Source organism: Arthrobacter sp. YAF34 (assembly GCF_052113245.1).
GTDB lineage: Bacteria > Actinomycetota > Actinomycetes > Actinomycetales > Micrococcaceae > Arthrobacter.
Genome location: NZ_JBFRCV010000011.1, coordinates 103,823 through 129,072 on the forward strand (window position 1 = coordinate 103,823; position 25,250 = coordinate 129,072).

Annotated in this window: 22 protein-coding genes; 12 read left to right on the forward strand and 10 right to left on the reverse strand. The window is 66.1% G+C overall.

Features of this window, described 5'->3' with window-relative positions; genetic code table 11:
- Positions 1-714: an SDR family oxidoreductase gene (locus tag AB4Y72_RS14550; RefSeq protein ID WP_441426866.1), complete on the forward strand. Its 714-nt coding sequence runs from the start codon at positions 1-3 to the stop codon at positions 712-714.
- Here AB4Y72_RS14550 and AB4Y72_RS14555 read toward each other — a convergent pair.
- The gene (locus AB4Y72_RS14555) at positions 680-1,837 is read right to left on the reverse strand and encodes a glycosyltransferase family 9 protein (protein ID WP_441426867.1); all 1,158 of its coding nucleotides are present in this window, start codon (positions 1,835-1,837) and stop codon (positions 680-682) included. The two genes, AB4Y72_RS14550 and AB4Y72_RS14555, sit on opposite strands and share 35 nt — an antisense overlap.
- Before the next feature lie 300 nt (positions 1,838-2,137).
- On the opposite strand from AB4Y72_RS14555, the gene rfaE2 reads away from it, so the two are divergent.
- The 3 genes from rfaE2 (at position 2,138) to AB4Y72_RS14570 (ending at position 5,527) form a co-directional block, all read left to right on the forward strand.
- Entirely contained in the window at positions 2,138-3,730 is a 1,593-nt protein-coding gene (rfaE2, locus tag AB4Y72_RS14560; RefSeq protein ID WP_441426868.1) for a D-glycero-beta-D-manno-heptose 1-phosphate adenylyltransferase, read from the forward strand.
- A 17-nt stretch (positions 3,731-3,747) separates the two neighbouring features.
- On the forward strand, positions 3,748-4,272 hold the full coding sequence (locus tag AB4Y72_RS14565) for a hypothetical protein (RefSeq protein ID WP_441426869.1): 525 nt from the start codon (positions 3,748-3,750) through the stop codon (positions 4,270-4,272).
- A gap of 175 nt (positions 4,273-4,447) precedes the next feature.
- Complete coding sequence (locus tag AB4Y72_RS14570; protein ID WP_441426870.1) at positions 4,448-5,527, forward strand: DUF2795 domain-containing protein; 1,080 nt, start codon at positions 4,448-4,450, stop codon at positions 5,525-5,527.
- Positions 5,528-5,753: 226 nt separating this feature from the next.
- Here AB4Y72_RS14570 and AB4Y72_RS14575 read toward each other — a convergent pair whose 3' ends face one another.
- The 4 genes from AB4Y72_RS14575 to AB4Y72_RS14590 form a co-directional block, all read right to left on the reverse strand.
- On the reverse strand, positions 5,754-7,151 hold the full coding sequence (locus tag AB4Y72_RS14575; RefSeq protein ID WP_441426871.1) for a M20/M25/M40 family metallo-hydrolase: 1,398 nt from the start codon (positions 7,149-7,151) through the stop codon (positions 5,754-5,756).
- 243 nt (positions 7,152-7,394) lie between these two features.
- Positions 7,395-8,306: an SRPBCC family protein gene (locus tag AB4Y72_RS14580; RefSeq protein ID WP_441426872.1), complete on the reverse strand. Its 912-nt coding sequence runs from the start codon at positions 8,304-8,306 to the stop codon at positions 7,395-7,397.
- Between the two features lie 381 nt (positions 8,307-8,687).
- Positions 8,688-8,942 (reverse strand): hypothetical protein, encoded by a 255-nt coding sequence (locus AB4Y72_RS14585; protein ID WP_441426873.1) that lies wholly within the window; start codon positions 8,940-8,942, stop codon positions 8,688-8,690.
- A gap of 283 nt (positions 8,943-9,225) precedes the next feature.
- A complete protein-coding gene (locus AB4Y72_RS14590; protein WP_441426874.1) occupies positions 9,226-9,969 on the reverse strand; it encodes a GAF and ANTAR domain-containing protein in 744 nt (247 codons plus the stop codon).
- Positions 9,970-10,533: 564 nt separating this feature from the next.
- On the opposite strand from AB4Y72_RS14590, the gene AB4Y72_RS14595 reads away from it, so the two are divergent.
- Positions 10,534-12,051 carry a CYTH and CHAD domain-containing protein gene (locus AB4Y72_RS14595; RefSeq protein ID WP_441426875.1) on the forward strand — a complete coding sequence of 506 codons (1,518 nt, stop codon included), beginning with the start codon at positions 10,534-10,536 and terminating at the stop codon, positions 12,049-12,051.
- Positions 12,052-12,113: 62 nt separating this feature from the next.
- On the opposite strand, the gene AB4Y72_RS14600 is transcribed toward AB4Y72_RS14595, so the two are convergent.
- The 3 genes from AB4Y72_RS14600 to AB4Y72_RS14610 form a co-directional block, all read right to left on the reverse strand.
- Entirely contained in the window at positions 12,114-12,818 is a 705-nt protein-coding gene (locus tag AB4Y72_RS14600) for an HAD family hydrolase (RefSeq protein ID WP_441426876.1), read from the reverse strand.
- A gap of 209 nt (positions 12,819-13,027) precedes the next feature.
- On the reverse strand, positions 13,028-13,930 hold the full coding sequence (locus AB4Y72_RS14605) for an NAD(P)H-hydrate dehydratase (protein ID WP_441426877.1): 903 nt from the start codon (positions 13,928-13,930) through the stop codon (positions 13,028-13,030).
- Positions 13,914-14,684: a histidine phosphatase family protein gene (locus AB4Y72_RS14610; RefSeq protein WP_441426878.1), complete on the reverse strand. Its 771-nt coding sequence runs from the start codon at positions 14,682-14,684 to the stop codon at positions 13,914-13,916. Before AB4Y72_RS14610 ends, AB4Y72_RS14605 begins: the two co-directional genes overlap by 17 nt.
- 329 nt (positions 14,685-15,013) lie before the next feature.
- On the opposite strand from AB4Y72_RS14610, the gene AB4Y72_RS14615 reads away from it, so the two are divergent.
- A complete protein-coding gene (locus AB4Y72_RS14615; RefSeq protein WP_441426879.1) occupies positions 15,014-16,024 on the forward strand; it encodes an SDR family oxidoreductase in 1,011 nt (336 codons plus the stop codon).
- 125 nt (positions 16,025-16,149) lie between these two features.
- On the opposite strand, the gene AB4Y72_RS14620 is transcribed toward AB4Y72_RS14615, so the two are convergent.
- Both AB4Y72_RS14620 and AB4Y72_RS14625 read right to left on the reverse strand, forming a co-directional pair.
- Positions 16,150-16,395 (reverse strand): hypothetical protein, encoded by a 246-nt coding sequence (locus AB4Y72_RS14620; protein WP_441426880.1) that lies wholly within the window; start codon positions 16,393-16,395, stop codon positions 16,150-16,152.
- Positions 16,379-16,855, reverse strand: coding sequence for a MarR family transcriptional regulator (locus tag AB4Y72_RS14625; protein WP_441426881.1), 477 nt, complete (start codon positions 16,853-16,855; stop codon positions 16,379-16,381). Before AB4Y72_RS14625 ends, AB4Y72_RS14620 begins: the two co-directional genes overlap by 17 nt.
- Positions 16,856-16,938: 83 nt before the next feature.
- Between AB4Y72_RS14625 and AB4Y72_RS14630 the strand changes: the two genes are divergently transcribed.
- The 6 genes from AB4Y72_RS14630 to AB4Y72_RS14655 all read left to right on the forward strand — a co-directional run bounded on the left by AB4Y72_RS14630 (position 16,939) and on the right by AB4Y72_RS14655 (position 24,426).
- Complete coding sequence (locus tag AB4Y72_RS14630; RefSeq protein ID WP_441426882.1) at positions 16,939-17,394, forward strand: hypothetical protein; 456 nt, start codon at positions 16,939-16,941, stop codon at positions 17,392-17,394.
- Positions 17,391-18,041, forward strand: coding sequence for a gluconate 2-dehydrogenase subunit 3 family protein (locus tag AB4Y72_RS14635; protein ID WP_441426883.1), 651 nt, complete (start codon positions 17,391-17,393; stop codon positions 18,039-18,041). Before AB4Y72_RS14630 ends, AB4Y72_RS14635 begins: the two co-directional genes overlap by 4 nt.
- Entirely contained in the window at positions 18,038-19,666 is a 1,629-nt protein-coding gene (locus AB4Y72_RS14640; RefSeq protein ID WP_441426884.1) for a GMC family oxidoreductase, read from the forward strand. Before AB4Y72_RS14635 ends, AB4Y72_RS14640 begins: the two co-directional genes overlap by 4 nt.
- A gap of 2 nt (positions 19,667-19,668) precedes the next feature.
- Positions 19,669-21,462 carry a thiamine pyrophosphate-requiring protein gene (locus AB4Y72_RS14645; RefSeq protein ID WP_441426885.1) on the forward strand — a complete coding sequence of 598 codons (1,794 nt, stop codon included), beginning with the start codon at positions 19,669-19,671 and terminating at the stop codon, positions 21,460-21,462.
- A 4-nt stretch (positions 21,463-21,466) separates the two neighbouring features.
- Positions 21,467-22,573, forward strand: coding sequence for an enolase C-terminal domain-like protein (locus AB4Y72_RS14650; protein WP_441426886.1), 1,107 nt, complete (start codon positions 21,467-21,469; stop codon positions 22,571-22,573).
- An 86-nt stretch (positions 22,574-22,659) separates the two neighbouring features.
- Complete coding sequence (locus AB4Y72_RS14655; RefSeq protein ID WP_441426887.1) at positions 22,660-24,426, forward strand: glycoside hydrolase family 15 protein; 1,767 nt, start codon at positions 22,660-22,662, stop codon at positions 24,424-24,426.
- Positions 24,427-25,250: the final 824 nt, after the last annotated feature.

Sequence of the window (25,250 nt, forward strand, 5' to 3'; positions counted from 1 at the left end):
ATGAAAAAGTTCACGTCACCTTTCCGCTCCGGCGTCGGCCGGGTACTGGTGAGCGGCGGAGGATCAGGGCTCGGCGCCGCCGTCGTCGACGCCGTGCTCGACGCCGGAGGCACGCCGTTCGTCCTCGACCGCGACGTCCGGAACGTGTCCGGGGCGAAAGCCATCGAAGTCGACGTCGCCGACCGGGGAGCTGTAACGGCTGCCGTCGGGCAGGCGGCGGAGGCTCTGGGCGGGTTGGACGCGGTGGTGACGGCGGCAGGAATCGACCGGTGCGGCAAGCTCGAAGACGTCCCCGCGGATGACTGGGAACAGGTCATCTTCGTCAACCTGCTCGGAACGGTCTCCATAGTGCGGGCGGCCCTGCCGTACCTGAAGTCCTCCCGCGGCCGCGTCGTCACGGTTGCCTCCACGTTGGGTAAGCGGGCGTTGCCCGAGGCGTCGGCATACTGCGCGTCCAAGTTCGGTGTGATCGGGTTCAGCCAGGCGCTAGCCGCAGAGACGGGTGCTGAGATCGGCGTAACCACGCTGATCCCGGGCGGGATGAAGACAGCGTTCTTCGACGACCGCGCCGAGCAGTACAAACCCCAGGACGACTCGCGCCTTAACGATCCGGCCAGGGTGGCGCAGGCCGTGATGTTCGCACTCTCCCAGCCTCCGGGCTGTGAAGTCCGCGAGCTCCTTATCTGCCATGCGCAAGAGGGGTCATGGCCGTAAACGAACGCACATCCGAGTAGACATCCGTTGGGCTTATCCCTGCCAGCAGGGACGTATCGTGTTCGCAGCGGGGCGCCGTCCACCCTACCTGCGTGACGTCGGCGCCGCAGTCCGGGCACCGTGTCACCCATGACAGATGGATGCGGTGCAGGCTTCGGCCCAACGGGCCCGCATTGATCAGGTTGCCAACCCAGTACAAGCCCACCGTCGGAGTCCCCAGGGCTTGGGCCAAGTGACGGGGGCCGCTGTCATTGCCCAGCAACACAGCGCAGCTGTCCAACAGGGCTGCCAAGGCGCCCATGCTGAGTGTGCCGGCCAGCGAGATGACCCGGTCTGAGCCGGCCGCCGTCACGACCTCGTCAGCGAGTTTTCGTTCGTCCGCGGTGCCCAGTACCACCACTCGGCAGCCCTCGGCGGCGCAGGTTGCCGCCACCTTGCCAAAATTCTCCGCCGGCCAGCGCCGTCGGGGGTCCATCGCGCCCGGATGGATGGCCACCACAGGGGTTGCCGGGCGGTCGCGGAGGCGATCAAGGAATTCCTTGACCTTGGACAGGTCCCGCTCCCGTGGCCGCAGCTTGGCTTCCAGGCCGACGGGTGGAGCGCCGGCCAGCCCGGCTACTTCCAGTCCCCGAAGCGGCTCGTGCTGGTAATAGACGTAGGGGAGGTTGCGCTCCAAGGGAACAGCATCTGCTGTCCGCGACCCCACGGTGTGGCGGGCACCCAAGAGCCGCAAGAACGGATTGGAGTAGCGACCCCCGCCATGAAGTTGAACTGCCAGATCGAATTCCTCCCGACGCATCGAGACCAGGAAGGCCTCGACAGCTGCAGGCTCTTCCCGGCCCGGCCGCAATCCCTCGGCGATGGGCAGCACCCGGACATCGCTCACGGGTCCAACGGTGCTGCCGAGCAGTTCAGCGTGGACAGGAGTTCCCAGCAGCGTGACAGTGGCCCCGGGGTAGGCAGCGACGAGTGCCGACACCGCCGGCAGGGCAAACAGCAGATCACCCAGTCCGCCGCCCCGCAGGACCGCGATCCGCGAGACTTTCCGGAATTTGTCCAGCACCGGCCCGACGCCCCAGCCCGCTATGTCCGCTCCGCCGAATTCCGCTCTGAGGTCCGCCACCACCTGTCCCGTCCTGTCCCTCCGGTGCTTATGTGTGGAGCCACCATAATCCCGGCCGCAACCATTAGCTACTTCCGCGCGCAAGTAACGTATCCGATTTCCAAGGACCGGCACTTGACGTTCGGGAGCGTGAAACTGTCAGGGGCTGCAAGGTGTAGATGCCTCGGCGCGAGGGTATGGGTCTACGTAGGAGAGATCTCCCGCCCGGTCCTTGACGGGGCAGTTTGCGAACAAACCACAGGCCGCCGAAAGGAACATCATGCCAGCGATCGTGCAGATCAGCCGCCGTGGGGTGAAGCCGTGACCCGCCCGTACCCGCAGGTTGGCGACGCGCACCGGGGCGGCCTTGCGGACCAGCGCGGCCTGACCGGCTGGCTGCCCCGACGGCTGGCAGCGGCCGAGCCTCGCATAACCGTCATCGGCGATGTCATGCTCGACGGCTGGTGGTCAGGAACAATCGAGCGGCTCTGCCGCGAAGCGCCGGCCCCGGTCGTGGAAATCGGCGACCGGAAATTCTCCCCGGGCGGAGCGGCCAACACGGCCATTAACCTCGCCGCCCTCGGGGCTAAAGTCCAGCTGGCCGGGCTTTCGGGGCACGATGATGCCTCAGCCGAGCTGTTTCGCCAGTTACGGAACGCAGGAGTAGACGTTACCCGCGTCCACCAAGACGTCGGCCTGACCACCACCACCAAGACCCGCATCAGCAGCGGCGGCCAAGTGCTGCTCCGGGTCGACGATGTGCAGGGTGAGATCCCGGCAGAGGCTCAGGAAATACTGGCAGAGTCGATCCCGCAATTGCTGGAGGACCAGGAGGCGGTGGTGGTGTGCGACTACGGAGCCGGAGCGCTTAGTGGCGCCGTACGGAGCACGCTGCTGGACCTGCTGCCGGCACGCTCGGAACTGCTGCTGGTCGTGGACGCGCACCAGCCTCACGCGTGGGCCGGACTGAAGCCGGATCTCGCTACCCCGAACGCCGAGGAGGCGGCCGGTATGCTCGGCGTGAAGTTGCCGGCCGGGTCCGCCCGCGCGGCCGTCGTCGTCGATCACCATAAGGAGCTGCTCGAAGCAGCCGGCGCGGAGGCCGTGGTTGTCACGCTGGACCGGGAGGGGACGGTCTTGCTGCCCAAATCCGGGGGAATCCACCGGACCTGGGCACGTCCTGTCAAGGAGGCCCAGGCTTCCGGCGCCGGAGACACTTTCGTTGCGGCGCTGACACTGGCACGGGCGGCGTCGCTGCCCCTGACCACCAGCGTGGATTTCGCCCAGGCCGCAGCCGATGTGGCCGTACACCGTTCCGGAACTTCCGTGTGCAGCACAGCGGACCTCAGCCGTCACCTTGAGGGCTTCACCGGTGCAGCCCTCGACGCCGATGAGCTCGCCCGGCAGCTTAGCCGGCACCGCGAGGAGGGACGCCGGGTCGTTCTGACCAATGGGTGCTTCGATGTCCTGCACCGAGGCCACACCCGCTATCTCAACCAGGCCAAGCAGCTGGGCGATATCCTGGTCGTCGCTCTGAACAGCGACGATTCCGTCAGGAGGCTCAAAGGCCCGGAACGTCCGATTAACACCATCACGGACCGAGCCGCCGTCATCGCAGCACTCAGTTGCGTGGATTATGTCACAGTTTTCGACACTCCCACACCCATTCCCCTGCTGCAGAGGATCCGTCCGGAGATCTACGCAAAAGGCGGCGACTACAGCCCCGAAATGCTGGCAGAAACCGCCGTCGTGGAACGCTATGGCGGCCGGGTGGCGATCCTGGACTACGTGCCAGAACAGTCCACCACGGCAGTAGTGGACCGGATCCGCAACAGCCATACTCCCTCCCACGGCAAATCCGACGCGGCCACATCCGGTACACACCCTGCCCGCACCCGACCGACGGTCCAATAACCAAAGGAGAAATCTCCATGAATAAAGGCGCGAAGACCAAGGAACTGCCTGCCGAGCATTCGTTGACCGCATACTTACACAGCCATCTGACGGCCGCCAACGCAGGGGAGCGGCTCTTCGAGCAGGCCGTCAAGTCCTGGCGGGACACGCCCCAGAGCGCCGAGGTCGCCAGGCTGGCGGCCGAGGTCAGTGAAGACAAACGGACACTGGAGGAAGTCTGCGAGCAGCTTCATGCCAGCATGCCTGGCTACAAAAAGCCCCTCGCGTGGGCCGCGGCGCAGGGTGCCACCCTGGGTCCGATCAACCCTGGTCACTCAATCGACGGGGCCAAGGGCCAACTTGAGCTTGAGTCGCTGATCTCAGCCGTGACCGGAAAACTACTGCTCTGGAAGACGCTCCACGTGCTGTCACGCGATGATAACCGCATCGATCAGGTCCGCATGGAACAGCTGGGTAACCGCGCGGCGGCCCAGATCCAGAGCTTGGAGGCGTTGCTGCTGGACACCTGCCCAGCCAGACTCGCGCCTTCCCCGAAGCCGTGACCGAGGAGGCCGGACAGCGCTAATGGTACCCACATCCGGAACCGGCGGGGACGGCAATGAACGTCCCGCAAACATCCTCCCGAGGCCACGGCAGCCGGCGGCGGGACGCGCGACGAGCCGCCGTTCTTCGGCGCAGTGGGCACGGGACGGTGAGACAGCTGCAGAACCGGTCTCGGTGGACGTGCTGATTCCCACCTGTGACCGGCCGGCAGAACTTGCGGTGACCCTGGCAGGACTCGCGGCCCAGGGAAATCCCGTCTTTCGCGTGGTGATCAGCGATCAGTCACAGAATGTGCCGGCTTGGCAACATCCGGCCGCCGCCGCGATGATCCGCGTGCTCCGGGCCCAAGGCAGGGAGGTCATCTCGCTGCGGCATCTCCCGAGGCGGGGGATGGCCGAGCACAGGCAGTTCCTGCTGGAGCAATCGCACGCCGACAAGGCCCTGTTCCTCGATGATGACGTGTGGCTGGAACCGGGAGCCCTGGAGTGCATGAGCGCGGCCTTGGACCAGCTGCGGTGCGGATTCGTCGGCATGGCACCGCAGGGGCTGTCCTACCTGGATGAGAAGAGACCTGAACAGACCCGGCACTTTGAAGCATGGAACGGACCGGTCAGGCCCGAGCGCGTCAGACCTAAGAGTCCGGGCTTCGGCCGCTGGGCCCTTCACAGTGCGGCCAACCTCAGCCACGTCAGCGCCGAGCTTGGTCTACTGCCCGATGAATGGCTTCCCTACCGGGTGGCGTGGCTGGGCGGATGCGTCATGTACCGGCGGGAGGCGCTGCAAGCCGCAGGAGGATTTACCTTTTGGGAACGGCTTCCACCGGAGCACTCCGGCGAGGACGTCCTCGCCCAATGGTTCGTGATGGAGAAATTTGGCGCGGCGGGGATCCTGCCCGCAGGTGCGGTGCATCTGGAATCGCCCACCACACTCCCTGACCGGCGCGTCGAAGCGCACGAGCGGATACTGGCCGCAAACCCCCTGGCCGCAAACCGCAAAGAGCGGACTCTAAAGAACAGAAGCGAGAACGAAACAACAGGAAAGGAAGAAGTGAAAATGACTGAGACCCCAAACCCGATTCAGATTCAGACGTTCCTCGGAGGCGTCGATTATCCGGCGGACCGTGAGGCGTTGCTGTCGCGGGCCAAGGCTTCCGGCGCCGACGCTACCGTACTCAAGGCCCTGGAAAGCCTGCCGGAGCGCCAATACGACAGTCCCACTGCCGTGAGCTCGGCGATTGCGGATGCCGGGTCGTGAAGGCGGCCGAGACGTCTCAGTGTTTTGATCCTTTCGGCGCCTTGGCGACCGTCACCGGATGAAACCGGACCGCGGGGACACCGTCATCCTCCGGGCCACCCGGTCCTGCCCGACCCCGCCGACCCCTCGTCCAAGACCATCAGGGTCGTCCAGGAACAACCCTGAAGCTGCGGCGAACCCGGCACGGGCGCAGGAACTTGGCCGCCCTCGATTCTGCCCGGATGAGTCATGTGCGCCGGTCAAGGGCTGCGAGCATCAGGGCTTCGGCCAGGATCGCGTTCCGGAGGTCTCCGAGGTGGACCGACTCATCCGGCCCGTGAGCGCGCGAGTCCGGATCTTCGGCCCCGGTAATGAGTATCTGCGAGTCAGGAAACCTACCGGCCAGGTGCTCGACGACCGGGATCGATCCGCCGACGCCCATCCTGACCGGGGCGACGCCCCAAGCCTGCCCCATTGCCCACAGCGCGATCCGGGATGCCTCGCCGTCGCTAGCGGCGGAGAACGGGGCACTCATGCTCCCCGGGAAGAACCGAACTTCCGCACCAAAAGGCACATTGGCCATGACGTGACGGCGTACCGCTTCCATCGCCCTGGCCGGATCCGTGCCCGGTGCCAGTCGAAGGCTGAATTTGGCCCGGGCCGAGGGCAACAAGGTGTTTGACGCCACCGCCGTGCCCGGAGCGTCCAGACCGATAATTGACAACGCCGGCCCGTTCCACAACCTCGACGCAATGCTTCCGGTGCCCGCCAGACGGAGGGCACTGGGCAGCGACGCCTGAGCGCGGAACTCCGCTTCACCGATGCCCGCCGCCGGATCCACAGGTTCGTCTGCGACCGGAAGCCCGCGAATGGCCACGGTGCCGTCGCCGTCGTGGAATGTCGCGATCAGCCGGGCCAGAAGCGTCACCGCATCAAGGACGGGACCGCTAAACGTGCCCGAATGCAGACCGTGGCCGAAGGCTTCGACCTCGATGAACCCGTCGACCAGCCCGCGGAGGCTGGTGGTGAGGGCGGGAACCCCGACTTGCCGGTTTCCCGAGTCCGCAATAATGATGACGTCAGCCCGAAGCAGCTCCATATGTGTCTGCAGCAGGTCATCAAGGGTGGGAGAGCCGGATTCCTCCTCGCCCTCAATGAAAAACGTGACGCCGAGACCGAACCCGGTCCCCAGCACCTCAGTGAGAGCACGGTAGGCGGCTAGATGCATGATGATCCCCGCCTTGTCATCGGCCACGCCCCGCCCCCACAACCGTCCCTCGCGTTCGACGGCGGTGAACGCCGGAGCGCTCCACAGCTCAGGCTCGCCGGGCGGCTGGACATCATGGTGGGCGTACAAGAGAACCGTCGGACACCCCTCGGCTGCAGGTTTCCTTGCCAGAACAGCCGGCCCACCCGGTTTTCCGTTTTGCCCCGCGCCCCGCACAATCCGGACATCACCGATGCCCGCGGCCCGAAGCAGCCCCGCGACGGTTTCGGCGCTACGATCCAACTGCCGTGAATCAAATGCCGGCCAGGCAATCCCGGGAATCCCTACAAGGTCCACAAGGTCAGCCACCGCCGCTGCGAAGCCGGCATCCACCCGGTTCCGCAGCGCACCAACGGGAACGGCGCCTCCGATCGTCATGCCCACACCCTAGACCCCCGAACCCGCACGTGGGAGGAACCGCCGCCAGCGTCCGCGCCCACAGCCCGAGCCGCCCAAAACTGCTGGCGCTTCACGTCCAGGCGCCCGGCCATTGCCTCGACTTCCGCCGCCCGTCCAGCATCAGGCCCTGCAGCTACAGCCGGCCCTTCACCCGGGCGTCCCGGAATGATGCGTCCCGGAATGAGCGGGGCGGGCAGAAGCCGCCCCGCCCCGCGGGGGTCGTCAGTGCTGCCCGAGGCTTCCGGCTGCCGGCGGGATAGTGCCCTGTCCGCCTCCTACTCCTCCCTCCCGCTCGGCCTCACTCAGGGTGTCACTCGCGGCGGTCCCGTCCGCCTCGCCTTCGGTATCTACGAGGCCGTTGGTCTGATCAAAAGGCTTCCCGGCGGCGCGCTCACTGGCTGTGTCATCCCTGGACCGGCTCCCGCCCTGCACGGTTCCCTCACCCGGGAAGACGCTGCCCGCAGTCCCTGTAGGCGGCACGGTCATGGGCGGGACGTCTTTTCCAGGCCCGGGGGCCGGGTCTCCGGCGGGTTCTTTGTGCCCGGCCACTGCCGCAACACCTGCGGCAGCCGCGGCGGCCAGTCCGACTCCGGCAACCATTTTGCCCGAGACGCCGGCCTTTCCGCTGTCTCCCCGTGACCCCGCGGCAGCGTCTATGTCCGGCGTGCCGGCCGGGACGCCTTCGCTGACGGTTCCCCGCCAGGCCCCGGTCGCGTAGCCCTCGTCCTCGATGAAGGCCTTGAACCGCTCAAGATCATCCTCGGCCTGTTTCGCCACGATGCTCAGCCTGTCCGCGACCTTCTCCACGATGCCTTCGGGCTCATAATCGAGGAACAACTTCACGGACGTCTGCCCGCCGCCAAGGTCCTCAAATGTCACCGCGCCCGCATTGGTTGCGCCCTCGGTGGCGGCCCATGCGACTTTGCGGTCTGGTACCTGCTCCAGGATTGTGGCCTGCCACTGCCTGTGCACCCCGGCGATTTCCGCAACCCACTCCAGACGGTCATCGCTCAGCTGCTTGACGCTCTTCACCCCGTCCATGAAGTGCGGAAAGTCCTCGAACTGGGTCCACTGGTTGTACGCCACGCTCACGGGAACGTTGACCAGGACACGCTTTTCAACTCGGGTGCTCATGCTGTCTCCTTCGACTCGGTCCGCAACTGATCAGAGCGGAATTAATCATCAGTAGGCTTACTATAATCGCAGGCATGCGCTTCGGCCAGAGGAGCCGGGAACTTCCACCACCGGAGTCCCAGGCAACGGGCCGGACACTCCGACCGGGCATGGCTTCGCGGCGCCCTGCTCATGTGCCGGCGCCGGGCCGCAACGGGCGTGACGCGGCCGTCTGCTTCAGAGCGCGACTGCCGGATGGCGTGCGGCCCGGCCCGATGCGCATTCGTTGGACGTCGGGCCCGTTCGAAAGACCTTCGCGCGGGGACGCTCAGTCGTGCAGCGTCGCCGTCCATTCGGCACTGGTTGGTTCAAGCGGTGCTGTCCGGTGCGAGGGTTCGTTCGTCAGCCGGTGACCGGGTAGCTGGCCAGGATGTAGTCGGTCGCGGCACGTCCGGCCATGCGTCGTCGGCTGTTCCCCGGGGCTATTCCCTGGCGCCCGATGGCGGCGCGGAAGTCCAGATCTTTCAATGGTTTGATGCTGTGCAACAGGCACCAGCTCGTGTATAGCCCATAGAGGCAGTCCGGGCCCAGGGGGCTTTCTGTCTCATCGGGCACGGTAGCTTCTCGAAGGAATTGATGGATGTGCGAGATGGTCATTGCGGTCTCCTGATCCGCAGGTGCAACCATGTGCCACCGCACTGCAACAGTGGCGCTCTGCCCCGCCGTGCACCCGGCGGGCAGGATCCGTCCCTGACGGGTTCCTGGATGCTCCGAATTTACGACGCCGGCGCTAGTCTGTCCAGATGTCGGTAGTCTCGAAGCGGCTCTGGGCGAACGGCAGCGGGAACACCCTGCGCTGATTCGCCGGGCGCACGCCGTCGTCCCCGTTCGGCCTGCGCCATCTGCACCGATGTTCTTCCAGCGATTTTGAAGAACGTCTTTACGCGTCGAAGTGCGTCCGGACTCTCGGGTCGTGTGATATCGAGCCGACGACGGAGGCGGCGATGTCCCGGAGTTTGACGTTCCGTGTGCTGGAAGCAATTTTCAGGATCTTGATGGCCGTGTCCTGGCCGCAGCGGTTCTGCGCCATAATGGCCCCGGTCGCCAGATCGATCGTGGTCCGGGATTCCATAGCAGCAATGAGGTGGGCTTTCGTCTCGACCAACTGGCTGATCCGCACCGCCAGTCGAAGTGCCTTGGACGCATGGTATGAATAGGTTTCAACCATGCTGATGTCCTCACTGGTGAAGCCATGGGACCGGGTGGAGTACAGGTTCAGGCCCGCTTCCGCTTCGCCCTCAAGGACCAGCGGTACGGACAGGCTGGATCCTACTCCCGCTTCCAGGGCGGCCGCAGTGAAGGCGGGCCAGCGGTCCTCGTGAGCCAAGTCGGGGACGTGCACGACGACCTGGTGGCGGATCGCGGAGAGGCAGGGCCCATCACCCGTGCTGTACTGGGTTTCATCCAGCCGGACCGCGCTGCTGTCACTGTTGGCCACCGTCACTGGTTTCTTTCGCTGAATCAGCGTGATGCTGCAGAAGGCGATGGCGGGGTCGGCCAGGGTGTCGGCGGAGAACTCAGCAAGTTCGTCCAGCATCTCCTTCACGCACTCGGTTTTCAGGACAAGGTCCTGTAGGTGGTCGACGAGGAGATTTGGGAAGAGCAAATGTGTATCGTCGGCCATGACTTGGCAGGTTCCTCATTTGAGCCCTGAGAATAACCCTTGACGGGACACCGGAGGACGGCGGAGCAGCGCGTGCCGCTGTCCCTTGAGTATGCGCCGCTTCTGATGCCATGGCCAGCAGATCCCGTCAGAACGGCTGCGGGGGTCAGGGGAGTGATTCGCCGTAATGACCGGCGTCGTTTTATCAGCGCTGAATGACTGGTAACAGGGCTGCGGCATGCGGTGTGCCGGACACGTGTCCCTGCCTTTCCACGCATTCGATGCCCCTGCTCGGTGACTATCGTGCACGGATGAGGGCCTCTGGCCGGGCCGTTCCTTCAGGCCTAGAATCGGGATGGACGCCAACGGATACGGCACCTCCGGATGCGTCTGATCGAAATGTCGCGTTGTTCCAGCCGTGCCGGCTAGGAGTCTGACCATGATGGATACTCGCCCGCTCGTCAGTCCGCCACCGGAGGATCCCTCCCGCCTCGATCGTCCGGCCCCGGACCGGCGGCCAAGGTTGCATGGCCTCCGTCCGAACGTAACAGCGGCCGTCGTCGTCGGGGGCGAAACCTGAACGCCATGGTGACCTCCGGAATGCTTGAGACTGAACAAAAGTACGACGCCGGGGCCTCCACGCCGCTACCTGAACTGCTGGAAATCCCGGGCGTGGAGCGCATCGCAGAGCCGGTAGCTGACCAGCTCGACGCCGTCTACTTCGACACCCCGGCCCTGGCCTTGGCTGGCCGCCGCATTACGGTTCGGCGGCGCACGGGAGGGGCAGATCAGGGATGGCACATTAAGCTTCCCGCCGAGGCCGACCAGCGGCGGGAACTCCACGCGCCGCTGGGCCAACAAGACACCGTGCCGGAGGACCTCAGCGACCAGTTGGATGCGTACATCCGCGGCGAAACGCTCATCCCCATCGCCCGGCTCAGTACGCACCGCACCACCTACCGGCTTTACGGGCCGGGAGGCGAGCATTTGGCCGACTTCACCGACGACCTCGTCCAGGCGGAGCGGCTGCACCCGCCCGGACCGGCCACGGCATGGCGTGAATGGGAGATCGAACTCGTCGACGGCGCCCCCCGCCTGTTCACAGCCGCCGCCGAGACCCTTATCGCCACGGGCGCCGGCCCCTCCCGGCACGCCTCCAAACTGGCCCGCGCCTTGGGGGATACGTGGCCGGCCGAGCGCTTCCGCGCCACGCCCGGCCCCCGGAAGAAAGGACCCGCAGCCGACGTCGTGACCGCCTACCTCGACAAACAGATCACTGAGCTCCTGACCAACGATCCCGGCGTGCGGCTGGGGACCCCGGACGCCGTGCACCGCATGCGGTCCGCCACCCGCCGGAGCCGTTCCGCACTGGCGACGTACCGCACACTCTTCGACAAGGCCGCCGTCCGGAGATTACGTGATGAATTGAAGTGGCTGGCCGGAATCCTGGGCCGGCCCCGCGATGCTGAAGTCATGCGGGAACGGCTCCGACAGCACGTGCGCGACCTGCCCGCGGGGTTGAGACGTGGACCCGTGGCCAAGCCGATCGAGCTCGAGCTCGGCACCGCCTACAACGCCGGGTACCGGCGGGTGCTGAAGACCCTCGAGAGCGACCGATACTTCCGGCTCCTGGATGATCTCGAAGGTTTCTGCAATCAGCCGCCCCGCACGTCCCGGGGTTCGAAGCCCGCGCTCAAGACGGCGACCAAACTGATCAACAAGACCGCAAAACGCCTGGACCGCGCCCACGACGCGGTCACAGATACCGTAGAAGGCGCCCCACGCGACACTGCGCTGCACCAGGTCCGCAAAGACGCCAAACGGTTGCGGCACGCGGCCGAATCCGTCACCGGAATTCGCGGGAAACGCGCTCGAAAAATTGCAAAGGCCGCCCGGAAGCAACAGAACATCCTCGGAGATCACCAGGACAGCGTGTTGGCACGTGCGCTCCTGAGCCGCCTGGCTGCCGATCCCGAACTGCCCGCCCGCACGGCCCTGGCCTACCGCCGGATCCACGGGGTCGAGGACGACCTCGCCCGCGCAGCAGAGGCAAAATACGTCAAACTCCGCAAGAAGGCCTACGGTATCCGGCTGCACCGCTAACCGGCCGCAACACGAACTGACAGGCAGCTAGCACCTCGACGGGCAGCTCTAGGTGCCCCTGATCAGGTGCTAGACCTTCCGGTGCGCAGGGATCCAATAGCGCTACGTTCAAAATTCTCCAACAGGTGCCGCGGGTTGTCGTAGATCTCCGTGGCGCCGGCTCCCCGCAACTCGGCCTCACTGATTCCGCCGCAAGTCAGGGCAATGGTGGGAACTCCGATTGCCGCGGCGGCCTGCACGTCCCACACGGCATCGCCAACAAAGACGACGTCCGCCGGGCTGAGTTCAAGCTTTTCCAGGCACGCAAGGAGAATGTCGGGGGCGGGCTTGCTCTCGTCGGCGTCGTTGGAACTGGTCCAGGCATCGATGGAGGTGCCCGCGTCCAGGAGGCGCCGGGTGACGGCCAGATCGCGCTCCTGCGCTGAGGACGCCAAGCCCACGGCCAGTCCGGCGTCGGAACACGCTGCCAGAAGGTCCCGGGCAGAGTCGAAGGGCCGCAGGGAAGGCCAGAACGTGGAGAACACGGCGCCGTGGGCGGATTTCACGTCCTCCCGAATGTCCTTGCCGCACCCGGGAACCAAGTGCTCAACGAGCTTGTCCCCTCCCATGCCGACGCAGCGGTGGATGGCGGAGATCTGGACATCCAGGCCCTCCCTGCGGAACGCCTGCCACCAGGCCAGCGCGTGGAAATAGCTGGAATCTATCAAGGTCCCATCGACATCGAAGAGGACACCGCGCTTCTTCGTGGACATTGAGCCTGACGACATTGTTATCCCCTTCGCTTAGGGCCGGCCGCGTGCGCCGTATCCCAACGGTCTTACCCATCACGGGTTCTTCCGGTCCGGAATCCGGTCCCCACCCAGGGGGCCATACTACCGCTGCTCTTGGGAAGCGGCGCTGCGACGGAGAAACAGCTGCCTGCTGGTGGTCCGGTCACAGCTCTGTTTGTTGCTGGGACCGTGCGGGGCTGGGGACGTCAGGTGCTCAGTTCCATCATGAGGCCGGGCAGTTCGTCGGCCAGCTCCCTGGCCAAGTAGCCGGGGCTTCCCTTCCGACTCGCGAGTCTGTCTCCGGCAGCGGCGTGGAGGTGGGTGCCCCAGCAAGCGGCCTGAGCGGATGTGGCTCCCCGGGCCCGCAGACCGGCAATGGTACCGGCGAGGACGTCCCCGCTACCTGAAGTTCCGAGACCCCCCGAACCGGTAGTGATTTCCCAGCAGCGCGCCGTCGCCGCCGGGTCCGCGGGCTCGGCGATGATGCCTTGGCAGCTGATGACGGCATGGTATTTCTCTGCAATGGACGCCGCGTCTACACGGAGGTCCCTCAGGTCCCTTCCGAGCAGCAGGCCGGATTCGGTCGGGTTCGGAGTCAGGATCAGCGGCCCGCCCCATTCGCGGATTTCGCGCTGCAGACGCTGCAGGATCCCGAGAGCGTAGGCGTCGATGACGATGGCCGGTGTCTCGTTTGCTGGTACCTGCAGGAGGAGTTCCCGCAGAAGTCCCGCTGTCTCGTCGGGGTTGTCCAAACCGGGGCCGATCAGGATGGCGTCAGCGGCGCCCAGTTCCGTTTCCAAGGGGGCGATGCCGTCGGAGCGGACAGAACCGGAACGGGTTTCGGGGAGGCCGATGACCCCTGCTTCGGGCAGTGCCACGGCCAGCGGCACGGCGGCCGATTCGGCGACAGCCAGGGTCAGGCGCCCGGCGCCGGCGCGCAGCGCGGCAGTGCCCGCGAGCAGGGTTGCACCGGGCGTTTTCCGGGCGCCGCCGATCACCAGTACGGAACCGCGTTCGTCTTTGCCGGACCCGGGCCCGGGCAACTGCCAGCTTCGCAGAAGGGTTGGTGTCACCGGAGTGGCCGGCGGCAGGTCATTGTGGATGGACATCGGCGTCACCTCCATGTTCGGTGAGGGCCACACCCTGTTCCGCGAGATACTCGGTGACGTTGAAACTCTCCAGCCTCCAGCGGCCGCGGCCGCCATCCCGGCCATAGCGGGTGAGCGAAGCGTTCAGCACGGTGGAGGTGGCCGCGACATCCAGGAGCTGCCGTTCGGACAAACCCTCCAGGATGTAGCGGAAGAGCAGTATGACAGCGTCATGGCTGACCACCAGGATGCGCGTAGCCCCTGGCTGGCGTTCGAGATCGGCGAGCAGGGATCGTAACCGCAGTACGACGTCGGCCCAGGATTCCCCGCCCGGAGGGCGGTAGTAGAACTTCCCCAGCCACCTGCGCCGAGCGGCTTCCCCGGACAGCCGGGCTTCCACGCCCGTAGCGGTGAGCGTGTCCAGGATGCCGAGCTCCCGGTCCCTGAGGCGTTCATCGAGAAGGATCGGAACGGCCCAGCCGGCAGTCGTCGCGGCGACTTCGGCGGTTCGACAGGCGCGCATGTAGGGGGAGGACCAGATCGCATCGGGGCGTTGCGCGGCGGGAATGCCGGCCAGTGACAGGCCCAGCGCCTTCGCTTGGTCATAGCCGACCGGTGACAGGTCCACGTCGGCATCACGGGCGGGGACGTCGATCACTTCCGCCCCGGACAACTGGGCCGTCGTGGCTGCCACATTGCCCAGGCTCTCCCCGTGACGGACCAGCACCAGTTCGACCGGTCCCTGCGGGAATGGTTCGTGCCAGTTTTCGCTCATCTAAACCTCCTTGAGGGAACCGCTTTCCTCGACTAAGCAGGCCGCCCGGTCCTGTCCTCCCGGACGGATCCGCCACACGTTACCGGCCGGACGAAGGAAACGCCATAGTGCCGCGGGACGAGTCGTGGCGGCAGATGCGGCACCGGATGGGGGTGAGCCCGTTCTCGCATCGCCCTGTCAGCCAGAGATCGGCGGTTCTAAGCTTACGTACCATTGCGCTTGCGCAAGCAATCCAGTTAAATTGTTATGCAGGGGAATCCGGGTCGGTGTCCTCGGGGGATTTGCCGGGATGCTGATGTCATTGCTGACACGCTGAAGGAGTCACCTTCATGGAGAAAGCCCGACGCATCGTCGTCATCACCGGAGCCAGCGGAGGAATCGGACGCGCATCGGCAGTCGCTTTCGGCCGTCAGGGTGCCGCGGTGGCGTTACTGGCCCGCGGCGAGGCGGGCCTGGCAGGCGCCGCGCAAGAGGTGGAGGCCGCCGGCGGCCGGGCATGGACCATGAGCGTCGATGTCGCCGACAACGAAGCGGTCGATGCCGCCGCCGGGCGAATCGAGCGCGAGCTGGGACCGATCGACGTGTGGATCAACGTGGCCTTCACCTCTGTTTTCTCCCCATTTACGGAGATCACGGCGGAGGAGTTCAGGCGCGTCACCGAGGTCAGCTACCTCGGCTATGTCTATGGGACGATGGCTGCTTTGAAGTGTATGCGACCCCGGAACCGCGGAGTCATCGTGCAGGTCGGGTCGGCGCTCGCTTACCGGGGCATCCCACTGCAGACCGCTTACTGCGGCGCCAAACACGCGATCCAAGGATTCAACGAATCCCTGCGCTGTGAACTGCTGCATGAATCGAGCGGGATCCACACCACGATGGTGCAAATGCCGGCGGTCAACACACCCCAGTTCTCCTGGGTGCTGTCCCGTCTGCCGCATCAGGCGCAGCCCGTGCCACCAATTTACCAGCCCGAGGTCGCCGCGCGGGCCGTCGTGTACGCGGCGGACCATCCGCAACGACGCGAGTACTGGGTCGGAGGCAGCACTGCGGGGACGCTCATCGCCAACTCCTTCGCTCCAGGCCTCCTCGACCGATATCTCGCCAAGACCGGCTTCAAGGCCCAGCAGACCCAGGAGCCTCGCAGTGCGGACCAGCCGGTGAACCTTTGGGCACCTGCCGATTCCGTGAAGGACTTCGGAACCCACGGCATTTTTGATCGCCGGTCCACCCCGCAGAGCGCGCAACTGTGGGCCTCCCAACATCATGCGGCAGTGGGCGCTGCCATGGTCGGTCTCCTCGCGGTCGCCGGCGGGGCCGTGTTGCGGGCGGCGAACCGGTGAAGCCGCTGGAGGTGGTCCGGGCGGCCTACGGCCTGTGCGAGCTACTGGCCCCGGCTTTCGTGGCGGGCGGGCTCCTTGGCCGGGCACCGGACGGCAGGGAGCAGGTAGTGATTCGAATCCTCGGCTTACGGCATTTGGTTCAGGCGGTGCTGACGGTCCGTGCCGGATGTACGGCCCACCGTGTAGGGGGCTGCGTGGATGCGGTCCACGCCGCCAGCATGGTCGTACTTGCCGCGGTGGATGGCCAGTATCGGCGCCCCGCGGCCGCGAGTGCGGCTCTTGCGTTGGTCTTCGCGGCGGGCGAGTTCGAATGAACTTCCGCGGCGGCATTGGGAGTGAGCCCGGAAGCGCCGCTCACTGGTGGAGATCAAGGGTGAACCTGCCGTCCGCGGTGCCCCCGCCGCCGTCGGCTGCGGCAAACGCGTTCATGCCCAGGGCCGCCACGGCCCGTAACTCCTCCGGCATCCGTGCCATCACCGCGGCTACGGCTGTCCGCCGGTGTTCCAGGACGGTGTTGACCAGAGAGGCGCCTTCAGGCGTTAGCGACAGCGCCCGGTACCGCCGGTCGCCGGGGTCATCGCGCCGGGCGATCAGCCCGGCAGTGACCAACCGGTCGCAGATGCGGGTGGCGTTGGAGGGGTGGACCTTCAGTTCGGTCGCGACGGCGCCCGGGTTCTGCGGCCCGCGCGTCGCGATCAGGACAAGCACCCGCAGTTGGGGGCTGGTAACAACGTCCTCGACTTCGATGACCGATTGTGCCACGACGCGCAGCAGGACGTTGGCGGCCCGAAGGACTGCGTCGACCTCGGCATCGGCTGTAATTCTCTCCACGCACCCCAGTATCACCCCGGTACTTGCGCGGCAGCAAAGGTTGCCCTGCGCCCCATGTCTTTCTGATTGAGGAGGAATGCGTCATGGAACGTGCATCTGAAATGGAGGTGGTCCACCTCGTGGACCGCCTGGTCCGCAACGTGAAGACGGGCAGGTTCGAACGTTCGCTGTCGGGGCTCACCGCGGCGGGTGCCTTGGTGACGGCGGCCGAGATTTACTTCGAACACGACAAGGCCAGCTTCGGGAACAAATGGATGTGGCTTCCCGTGGCCTTGGGCCCGGTGGGGGCCGTGGCCGGCGTAGCAGGAATCTTCAGCCGGCGGATGGCCAAGACCGCGTTGCCGCTCACCAGCGCCGCGATCGTCGTCAATGGAATCCAGGGAACCTATCTTCATGCCCGTGGCATCGCCCAGAAACCGGGCGGATTCACCAATCTGCGCTACAACCTGGAGATGGGGCCGCCGCTGCTCGCGCCGCTTCTGGTGACCTTTGTTGGGGGAATGGGGCTGCTGGCCTCTGTGCTGAGGCGGGAGCGATGAGTCCCCTTCCCCTGGATAAGGGTGCCGGCGCCGGCCGGTATCCCGGTTTCAGCACACTCGGCCAGTCCGGCCACTGGGACCAGGCCACCGCAGGTGTGGTCCTGGGCCGGCTCGCGCCCCCCGCCGACATCCGGTTCTTCACCCCGTCGGAAGAGGCCACGGCTAGGACGCTCTTTGACCAGTTGCTGGATCAGCGCGCCGAGCCCCGCGTTCCGGTCGTTAATGTCGTCGACACCCGGCTGGCCGAAAACGAGTCGGACGGCTGGCGCTACGACGACATGCCCGAAGACGGGCAGGCGTGGCGCCAATCGCTCGCTGGGCTGGACCGTGCGGCGCAGCAGTCGTACAGCCGGACATTTGCCACCTGCACCGACGAAGAGCAGGCTGACCTGCTCCGGACCGTCCGGGACCTGGGCTCCTCGTCATGGCAAGGAATGCCGGCCGGGCGGGTGTGGGGACTATGGACCCGCTACGCCTGCACGGCCTTTTACGCCCATCCGTGGGCCTGGGACGAAATCGGATTCGCAGGGCCCGCGTACCCGCGCGGATACAAGAACCTGGGCGTTGACCGGCTGGAACCGTTCGAAGTGGCCGATGTCAGGCCGGGGGAGGACCCCGTGGCGCTGGACGGGGAACCGCGGTCATGAGCCAGCTGCGGAGCCGCAATGAATCCGCGTGGCTGCTTCCGCCCGGGCCCGGCAGCAACCACCGGCTACGAGATGACATGCGCAGCTTCGATGACCACGACGAAGTGGACATCGTGGTCATCGGTTGCGGGGCGGGAGGATCAACCCTGCTGCAGCGACTGGCCCGGGCCGGCTGGCGGGCGGTGGCCCTCGACGCCGGTCCATTCTGGGACCCGGAACGTGACTGGGTGAGCGACGAGGCCGGCTCACACCACCTGTATTGGACCGAGCCCCGGGTGATCGCCGGCCACGATCCCGTGCCGCTCGGATCCAACAACTCGGGCCGCGGGGTGGGCGGGTCCATGGTGCACTACGCGGGGTACACACCCCGCTTCCACCCCAGCGACTTCCACACGCTCACCGCCGACGGCGTCGGCGCCGACTGGCCGCTGGACTACGCGGATCTTCGTCCGTTCTACCAGGACATCGAAGAGGAGCTCCCGGTGGCCGGGGAACCGTGGCCGTGGGGGGATCCGCACCGCTACCCGCACCGGCCGCACCCAGTCTCGGGCAACGGCGAGCTCTTCCTCCGCGGGGCCCGCGCCTGCGGCATCACGGCCAAGGTAGGCCCGGTCGCGATCGCCAACGGCCGCTTCGGGAACAGACCGCACTGCATCTACCGGGGCTTCTGCCTCCAAGGTTGCAAGGTGAACGCGAAAGCCTCGCCCCTGATCACCCACATCCCGGACGCACTGGCCCACGGAGCTGAAGTCCGCGCCGATGCGATGGCGACCCGCATCGGCTTCGACGAGAGCACCGGCCGGGCCACCGGCGTCCACTACATCCGCCACGGACTGGAAAGGTTCCAGCGCGCGCGCACAGTAGCCGTCGCCGGCTACTCGATCGAAACCCCCAGGCTTCTGCTGAACTCGACCTCGCCGAGATTCCCCCAGGGCATGTGCAACGATTTCGACCAGGTCGGCCGCTACCTGATGGTCCAGGGCGCCCCGCAAACAGCGGGCCGGTTCGACGCCGAAGTACGCATGTGGAAGGGCCCGCCCCCCGAAGTCAGCACTGAGGATTTCTACGAAACAGACCCCACCAAACCGTACAAACGCGGATTTTCCATCCAGACCGTCTCGCCGCTGCCCATCACCTGGGCCGAGCACGTATCCGCCCAGGGGCACTGGGGAGCGGACCTGCGCCGCTATATGAGCGACTACCCCCACTGGGCCTGCTTGGGAGCCCTGTGCGAATTTCTTCCACAGGCACACAACCGAGTCACCCTCGCGGACGAAAAGGACCGCAACGGGCTCCCCGTCGCCCGCTTCAGCTACACCCAATGCGAGAACGACCGACAACTGATGAGCGCCGCCCAGTCGGTCATGGAGAAGATCCTGAAAGCGGCCGGTGCCGACGAAGTCATCACCATCAAACGCTTCGCCCACCTGGTCGGCGGGGCCCGGATGGCCGCCGACGAACGCCACGGCGTCGTGGACCGGACGTGCCGCAGCTTCGCGATCCCGAATCTGTTCATCACCGACGGCAGCGTGCTGCCGACGCAGGGAAGCGCGAACCCGGCGCTGACGATCATGGCAGTGGCGGCCCGCGCCGCCGAAAAACTATGCACTGGAAAGGACGATTGATCATGGCAGCACAGACGGTTGCCGATTACTTGCTGGCCCGGCTTCGCGAATGGGGCGTGGACCATGTCTTCGCTTTTCCGGGCGACGGCATCAATGGGATCCTCGCGGCCTTCGGAAAAGCCGGCAATGAGCCGAAATTCATTCAGGCCCGGCACGAGGAAATGAGCGCCTTCGAAGCCGTCGGCTATGCCAAATTCTCCGGCAGCGCCGGGGTCTGCATGGCCACCTCCGGCCCGGGAGCGATCCATCTGCTCAACGGCCTGTACGACGCCAAGATGGACCACGTGCCCGTGGTGGCGATCGTCGGCCAGACTGCCCGCAGCGCGATGGGCGGCTCCTACCAGCAGGAAGTGGACCTGCTGAGTCTCTTCAAGGATGTGGCCTCGGACTACCTCCAGATGGTCACCGTTCCCGAGCAACTTCCGAATGTCCTGGACCGGGCGTTGCGGATAGCGCTGGCCAAACGGGCGCCGACGGCGGTCATCATCCCCTCCGACGTCCAGGAACTGGAGTACACACCACCGACACACGCCTTCAAGATGGTTCCTTCCAGCCTCGGCATCCGGTGGCCGGACATCCAGCCCGACGCCGACGCGATCCGGGGTGCGGCCGAACTGCTGAACCAGGGAAGCAAAGTGGCCATGCTGATCGGCCAGGGCGCGCGCGGAGCGGCGGCGGAAGTCCGGCAGGCCGCGGATCTTCTGGGCGCGGGCGTCGCCAAGGCACTGCTTGGCAAGGACGCCCTCCCAGACGACCTGCCCTACGTCACCGGAGCAATCGGGCTGCTCGGCACCCGTCCCAGCTACGAAATGATGCGCGGCTGCGACACACTGCTGACCATCGGATCAAGCTTCCCCTACACCCAGTTCATGCCGGAGCAAGGCCAGGCGCGCGGCGTCCAGATCGACGTCGACCCCGGCATGATCGGTCTCCGCTATGGCTACGAATTCAACATCGTCGCCGATTCCGCGGCTGCCCTGCGGGCCCTCATCCCGCATCTGAAACGTAAAGAAGACCGCGCGTGGCGCACGGACCTTGAATCGAAGATCACCCGGTGGTGGGAGACCATGCGCGCCGAGGCAATGGTCGACGCCAGCCCCATCAACCCGATGCGGCTCTTCTCGGAGCTCTCCGACAGGCTGCCGGAGGACGCGATCCTCACCGCGGACTCCGGCTCCGCCGCCAACTGGTACGCCCGGCAGCTGAAGTTCCATGGCCGTATCCGCGGCTCCCTGTCCGGCAACCTCGCGACCATGGGACCCGGGGTCCCCTACGCTATCGGCGCGAAATTCGCCTATCCGGACCGCCCGGTCATCGCGTTCGCCGGGGACGGGGCCATGCAGATGAACGGCATGGCCGAACTCATCACCATCCAGCGGTACTGGCAGGAATGGGCTGATCCCCGCCTGATCGTTGCGATCCTGCATAACGATGACCTGAATCAGGTCACCTGGGAAATGCGCGCCATGGGAGGTGTCCCACCGTTCCGCGAATCGCAGACACTTCCCGACGTCGACTTCGCGGCCTTCGCCTCCAGCCTCGGATTGCACGGGATCAACGTCGATTCCCCCGACGAACTCGGGGCAGCATGGGAGCGCGCCCTCTCGGCTGACCGGCCAACCGTCCTTGATGTGCGCACCGACCCGGACATCCCCCCGGTCCCGCCCCACGCGACCTTCGAGCAGGCACTCAACAGCGCAAAGGCAGTCGTCAAAGGCGACGACAGCGCCTGGGGCATCATCAAAGAAGGTGTCAGGACCAAGGCGCAGGAGTTCCTCCCGCACGGGAAGGATTAGGCACATGACCGACCAGTCCCTCCGGCTGAGCTCACTTGACGTCTCCGCGTATACGGTGCCGACCAGCGCGCCGGAGGGGGACGGCACCTTCGCATGGGACGTCACGACCATGGTCCTGGTGCAGGCCAGGGCCGGCGCCTGGACCGGCATCGGCTGGACCTACGCGCCGACGGCGTGCGCCGCGCTGATCCGCGACACCCTTCAACCGGCCATCACGGGGCTCAACGCGTTCGACGTTCCCGCCGCCGCCGAAGCAATGTCCAGGACGGTCCGGAACGCATCGCGTCCCGGACTGGCCGGCTACGCAATCTCCGCCATCGACTGCGCACTCTGGGACCTCAAGGCAAGGATCCTCGGGCTTCCCCTACACCGGCTCCTCGGCGCGGCCCGGGCAGAGGTGGAGGTCTACGGCAGCGGCGGATTCACCACCTACTCTGAGGCCCAGCTGCGCAGCCAACTGGAAGGATGGACCGGGCCTCAGCAGATCCCGCGGGTGAAGATCAAAATCGGTCAGGACCGCGGGTCGAACCTTTCCCGCGACCTTGTCCGGATCCGGCAGGCACGCGATGCCGTCGGGCCGCACGTTCAGCTCTTTGTCGACGCCAACGGCGCCTACACCGCCAAACAAGCCGTCAGGGTATTCGAGGCCGCGGCGGAGGAGGACATCGCCTGGTTCGAGGAGCCGGTGTCCAGCGACCATCTCGACGGACTTCGCCACGTGCGGCGCTCTATCAGCGCGGACGTTGCTGCAGGCGAATACGGCACCGACTTGTTCTACTTCCAGCGGATGTGCGATGCCGGCGCCGTGGATTGCCTCCAAGTGGATGTCAGCCGCTGCGGGGGGATCACGCAGTGGTTCCGTGCTGCGGCCGTGGCCGCGGCCTACGGGCTGGAAATCTCCGGGCACTGCGCCCCGAACCTGACCATCCCCGCCGCTGCCGGCACAGTGAATTTCCGTCACCTGGAGTGGTTCCACGACCACGTCCGGATCGAGGACATGTTCTTTGAGGGGACCGGGGATCCGCGCGGCGGCAGTGTGCGGCCCGACGACGACCGCCCGGGCAACGGCCTCATCTTTCGGGCGCAGGACGCCGAAAAATACCGCATATAGCCCGCAGGTCAGAAGGGAGCCGACGTGAAACGCCCAACCTCCGTTCGAGGCTGCAGACAGCCCGGCACGGCACCGGGGGAGCGCAGATGACCGGAACCCAGCCCGGCAGCAACGGCGTGCTCTTTCCGGCTCATGTCCTGCGCGACTACGCGTTACTGGGGGACGGTGAACGGGGCGCGGTAATCGGCCCGCGCGGGGACCTGGTCTGGATGTGTGCGCCGCAATGGCATGACCCTGCGGTGTTCTCTGCCCTCGTGGGGGGTACCGGCGTATTCGCGGTGACGCCCCTGAACCCGCGGTATGTCTGGGGAGGGCACTACGACGACGGCACACTGATCTGGACCAGCCGCTGGGTCACCACTGACGGGATCGTCGAAAGCCGGGAAGCGCTTGCCATGCCAGGGGACCCGGCGGTTGCGGTGCTGATGCGCCGCATCCGGGTTCTCTCCGGGACCGCTCCGGTCCGGGTCCTTCTTCAGCCCCGCCCGGACTTCGGCCGGTATCAAATGGACTTCTCCACCGCCGGTCACGGGGTCTGGTCCGCTGACGGCGGCGGACTGTGGCTGCGCGTGCGCGGGATGGGCCAGGCAACGGTAACCGGCCGCATGCTGCAGCAAGACATTCATCTTAGGCCCGGCGAGGAACACCAGATCGTCATGGAACTTTCCAGCCAGCCGCTGCCGGCTGGTGCGCCCTCCCCGTCGGATCTCTGGGCCGCCACCGAGCAGGCCTGGGCCGCATCGGCAACCGGTATGAACGACACCGCTGCACCCGCGGACGCGCGCCGGGCATGCGCAGTCCTGCGCGGGATGACAAGCTCGACCGGAGCCATGGTCGCAGCCGCCACCCTGGGCCTGCCGGAACGCGACGAGGCCAAACGCAACTACGACTACCGCTACGCGTGGATCCGGGATCAATGCGTCGCGGGCCAGGCGGCCGGTGCTGCCGGAGCCGCCGGCTTGCTCGACGGCTCGGTCCGGTTCGTCAGCGAGCGGTTGCTGGCAGACGGCACCGGCCTCAAACCGGCCTACACCGTCAACGGCGGCAGGGTCCCGGACGAACAGACACTGGATCTTCCGGGCTACCCCGGCGGCACGGACAAGGTTGGCAACTGGGTCAACGGGCAATTCCAACTGGATATTTATGGCGAAGCCCTGCTGCTTTTCGCCGCGGCAGCCCGCGCCGACCACCTGGAGAGCACGCACTGGAAGGCCGTCGAGCAGGCCGCGGCGGCAATAGAAGCGAAATGGGGCGCCCCCGATGCCGGCATCTGGGAACTCGGGAACGAACGGTGGACCCATTCCCGGCTGATGTGCGTCGCCGGGCTCAGAGCGATCTGCCGTTACGCCCCGGCCGCCCAAGCCTCCGACTGGGGTGCGCTTGCCGACAAGATCATGGCGGAAACCGCCGCCACATGCACGCACCCCAGCGGCAGGTGGCAACGATCAGCCGCCGACGGCAGGACCGACGCCGCACTGCTCATTCCGGCCATCCGCGGAGCCCTCCCTGCCCACCACCCCCGCTCCCTTGCCACGGCGGAGGCGGTGAGGAAAGAACTCCTCGACGACGGATACGTCTACCGGTTCAGGCACAAGCCCGGTCCTCTGGCGAATGTCGAAGGTGCCTTCCTCCTATGCGGGTTCTTCCTGGCCCTGACGGAATACCAGCAAGGAAACCTCACGGAAGCCTTCAGACTCTTTGAACGCAACCGGGCCGCGTGCGGTTCCCCGGGGCTATTCACCGAAGAATTCGACATTGAACAGCGCCAGCTTCGCGGGAACTTCCCGCAAGCCTTCGTCCACGCCGCCATGCTTGAAACAGCCCATCGGCTGGCCTTACCACCCGGGCAATGACGGCGGACGCAATTTTCGGGGTGTCTCACCGGGGAGGACGCGGCCCGCGAAGCTCCTTGATCCGACGGCGGCAGTTCGGGGCGGCGTTAGACGGGGCCGAAAGGGCATCCATCGGGGTCCTTGACCCTCTCGGGTTACAGCGAAAAATTTGGTTGACAGGAGCAACCGGTGCTCTTAAATTCTGAAGTATTCGGGGGCCTTTCTGGTCTGGTCTTACTTCACATTCAAGGCTGTTGCTGTTTCAGTTAGGCGGCTATGCCGCAGGGATGCAGGAGGCCACAATGGCAAAGACAGCATTGGAAGATTTCCTCAGTGAGTGCCTTGCGCCCGACCCGGAAGGGGACGGACTCAGCATGGATGAACTGTATGGGCTGTACCTCAGCTGGTGCGGACTCAAGGGTTTTGCGCCCGTTCGTGGCAGGGCGTTCAGAGCCGGTTTGTGGGCAGTCAATATCCGTCCTGACCACCGCGGAAGCAGGTGCCCGGAACTGATGATGGTCGGCCCGGCAGCCTGTGATTACCTGATCCACCGGGAACTGCCGCTTCTTGTGCTCGACACGCCTTCCGGGCGCCCGCAACCTGGGTCACCGGGCGGGAAGCCTGTCACGTCGCTGGCCGGCCGTCAGCCCGGGGACGTCCGCGGTTCCGTGCCCGCCGCCTGACGTGCCCGTGGCCGGGTGGATGGGCCGCTCCGGGCGGATGATCCGTAGCGGACGCATAAGGGAAGCCTCCGCGCGACTTCTGGACTCCAGCGCGCAGGCTCCCGGCTCTCCAAGCTGGGGTGGCGGGAGATCGGAATTGAGGGTAATAGTTAGCTGACACAT

What these genes read in the sequence shown, in the direction of transcription:
- AB4Y72_RS14550 (WP_441426866.1), top strand. Translation starts at nt 1, where the DNA reads ATGAAAAAGTTCACGTCACCTTTCCGCTCCGGCGTCGGCCGGGTACTG.
- AB4Y72_RS14565 (WP_441426869.1), top strand. Translation starts at nt 3,748, where the DNA reads ATGAATAAAGGCGCGAAGACCAAGGAACTGCCTGCCGAGCATTCGTTG.
- AB4Y72_RS14575 (WP_441426871.1), bottom strand. Translation starts at nt 7,151, where the DNA reads ATGACGATCGGAGGCGCCGTTCCCGTTGGTGCGCTGCGGAACCGGGTG.
- AB4Y72_RS14580 (WP_441426872.1), bottom strand. Translation starts at nt 8,306, where the DNA reads ATGAGCACCCGAGTTGAAAAGCGTGTCCTGGTCAACGTTCCCGTGAGC.
- AB4Y72_RS14585 (WP_441426873.1), bottom strand. Translation starts at nt 8,942, where the DNA reads ATGACCATCTCGCACATCCATCAATTCCTTCGAGAAGCTACCGTGCCC.
- AB4Y72_RS14590 (WP_441426874.1), bottom strand. Translation starts at nt 9,969, where the DNA reads ATGGCCGACGATACACATTTGCTCTTCCCAAATCTCCTCGTCGACCAC.
- AB4Y72_RS14595 (WP_441426875.1), top strand. Translation starts at nt 10,534, where the DNA reads ATGGTGACCTCCGGAATGCTTGAGACTGAACAAAAGTACGACGCCGGG.
- AB4Y72_RS14600 (WP_441426876.1), bottom strand. Translation starts at nt 12,818, where the DNA reads ATGTCGTCAGGCTCAATGTCCACGAAGAAGCGCGGTGTCCTCTTCGAT.
- AB4Y72_RS14605 (WP_441426877.1), bottom strand. Translation starts at nt 13,930, where the DNA reads ATGTCCATCCACAATGACCTGCCGCCGGCCACTCCGGTGACACCAACC.
- AB4Y72_RS14610 (WP_441426878.1), bottom strand. Translation starts at nt 14,684, where the DNA reads ATGAGCGAAAACTGGCACGAACCATTCCCGCAGGGACCGGTCGAACTG.
- AB4Y72_RS14615 (WP_441426879.1), top strand. Translation starts at nt 15,014, where the DNA reads ATGGAGAAAGCCCGACGCATCGTCGTCATCACCGGAGCCAGCGGAGGA.
- AB4Y72_RS14630 (WP_441426882.1), top strand. Translation starts at nt 16,939, where the DNA reads ATGGAACGTGCATCTGAAATGGAGGTGGTCCACCTCGTGGACCGCCTG.
- AB4Y72_RS14635 (WP_441426883.1), top strand. Translation starts at nt 17,391, where the DNA reads ATGAGTCCCCTTCCCCTGGATAAGGGTGCCGGCGCCGGCCGGTATCCC.
- AB4Y72_RS14640 (WP_441426884.1), top strand. Translation starts at nt 18,038, where the DNA reads ATGAGCCAGCTGCGGAGCCGCAATGAATCCGCGTGGCTGCTTCCGCCC.
- AB4Y72_RS14645 (WP_441426885.1), top strand. Translation starts at nt 19,669, where the DNA reads ATGGCAGCACAGACGGTTGCCGATTACTTGCTGGCCCGGCTTCGCGAA.
- AB4Y72_RS14650 (WP_441426886.1), top strand. Translation starts at nt 21,467, where the DNA reads ATGACCGACCAGTCCCTCCGGCTGAGCTCACTTGACGTCTCCGCGTAT.
- AB4Y72_RS14655 (WP_441426887.1), top strand. Translation starts at nt 22,660, where the DNA reads ATGACCGGAACCCAGCCCGGCAGCAACGGCGTGCTCTTTCCGGCTCAT.